1 rRNA gene is annotated in these 2,170 nt (G+C 48.9%); it reads left to right on the top strand.

The features are described from left to right. Positions 1 to 47 precede the first annotated feature (47 nt). Positions 48 to 2,170: ribosomal RNA gene (locus J4N24_RS25330) — 23S ribosomal RNA — on the top strand; the annotation flags it as partial.

Here is a 2,170-nt window from a genome sequence, read left to right on the forward strand (position 1 = left end):
CAGAACTAACAAAAGCATACCTTGCTGAGCAAAAGCAGCAAGTGTAGAAGAAAGTAAGAAAGGGCACACGGGGAATGCCTTGGCTCTCAGAGGCGATGAAAGACGTGATAAGCTGCGATAAGCTACGGGGATTGGCAAATACGAATTGATCCGTAGATTTCTGAATGGGGAAACCTAACTATTTGAAGAATAGTTGCAAATGCGCGAACGTGCTGAACTGAAACATCTAAGTAGGCATAGGAAGAGAAAATAATAATGATTTCCAGAGTAGTGGCGAGCGAAATGGAAAGAGCCCAAACCAGATCTGTTACGGCATATCTGGGGTTGTAGGACCACGATATCGATACTAAAGCTAAGAAGAACAGGGTGGGAAACCTGGCCATAGCGTGTGACAGCCACGTATTCGTAAACGATAGTATGGTAGTGGTATCCTGAGTACTGCGAGGTCGGAGACGCCTTGTGGGAATCTGCCGGCACCATCCGGTAAGGCTAAATACTCCTGAGAGACCGATAGTGAACCAGTACCGTGAGGGAAAGGTGAAAAGAACCCCGAACAGGGGAGTGAAATAGAACCTGAAACCGTGTGCTTACAAGCGGTCGGAGCGGTGTATACCGTGACGGCGTGCCTTTTGCATAATGAGCCTACGAGTTACTCTTCTCTGGCAAGGTTAAGTAGTTCAGCTACGAAGCCGAAGCGAAAGCGAGTCTGAATAGGGCGTATAGTCAGAGGAGGTAGACGCGAAACCTTGTGATCTACCCTTGGGCAGGTTGAAGGTGCAGTAACATGTACTGGAGGACCGAACCGATAAACGTTGAAAAGTTTCCGGATGACCTGAGGGTAGGGGTGAAAGGCCAATCAAACTGGGAAATAGCTCGTACTCCCCGAAATGTTTTTAGGAACAGCGTGGACATAGAGTTTCATAGAGGTAGAGCTACTGATTGGGTGCGGGGGAGTCAAATCCTACCAAATCCAGACAAACTCCGAATGCTATGAAATATGGTCTGCAGTGAGGCGCGGGGTGCTAAGGTCACGCGCCGAGAGGGAAAGAACCCAGACCATCAGCTAAGGTCCCTAAATTACCTCTAAGTTGAACTAACGAGGTCCGACTGCACAGACAGCTAGGATGTTGGCTTGGAAGCAGCCATTCATTTAAAGAGTGCGTAACAGCTCACTAGTCGAGCGGTCGGGCATGGATAATAAACGGGCATCAAGAGGTATACCGAAGCTATGGATAGAATTAATTCTGTGGTAGGGGAGCATTCTATCGTCAGCGAAGCCGTATGGTAATGTATGGTGGAGATTATAGAAAAGCAAATGTAGGCATAAGTAACGATAAGGCAGGCGAGAAACCTGCCCACCGAAAGACTAAGGTTTCCTGATCAACGCTAATCGGATCAGGGTTAGTCGGGGCCTAAGGATAATCCGGGTGGAGATTCCGATGGACAACTGGTTAATATTCCAGTACTTTTTATAACTGCGATGTGGAGACGGAGTAGTGACACTGCCGCGATCTGACGGAATAGATCGTTAAAGGCCGTAGGTATATCAGAGGTAGGCAAATCCGCCACTGGTGCTGAAAGCTGATAGTATGGCAAACCTTCGGGGGCGCCAATAGTGCAGGTAATCAGACTTCCAAGAAAACCCGCTAAGCTTCAGGTTATAAAAACCCGTACCGTAAACCGACACAGGTAGTCGAGGAGAGAATCCTAAGGTGCTCGAGTGAATCATGGCTAAGGAACTCGGCAAAATGGCCCTGTAACTTCGGGAGAAGGGGCGCTCTAGCGATAGAGCCGCAGTGAAAAGGCCCAGGCGACTGTTTAACAAAAACACATGGCTTTGCAAAATCGAAAGATGAGGTATAAGGCCTGACACCTGCCCGGTGCTGGAAGGTTAAGAGGGGATGTTAGTCGCAAGGCGAAGCATTGAATCGAAGCCCCAGTAAACGGCGGCCGTAACTATAACGGTCCTAAGGTAGCGAAATTCCTTGTCGGGTAAGTTCCGACCTGCACGAATGGTGTAACGATCTGGGCGCTGTCTCAGCCATGAGCTCGGTGAAATTGTGGTATCGGTGAAGACGCCGGTTACCCGCAACGGGACGGAAAGACCCCATGCACCTTCACTACAACTTAACATTGATATTGGGTACAAGATGTGTAGGATAGGCCGGAG

Origin of the sequence: Desertivirga arenae (assembly GCF_017355785.1) — a bacterium.
Classification (GTDB): domain Bacteria; phylum Bacteroidota; class Bacteroidia; order Sphingobacteriales; family Sphingobacteriaceae; genus Desertivirga; species Desertivirga arenae.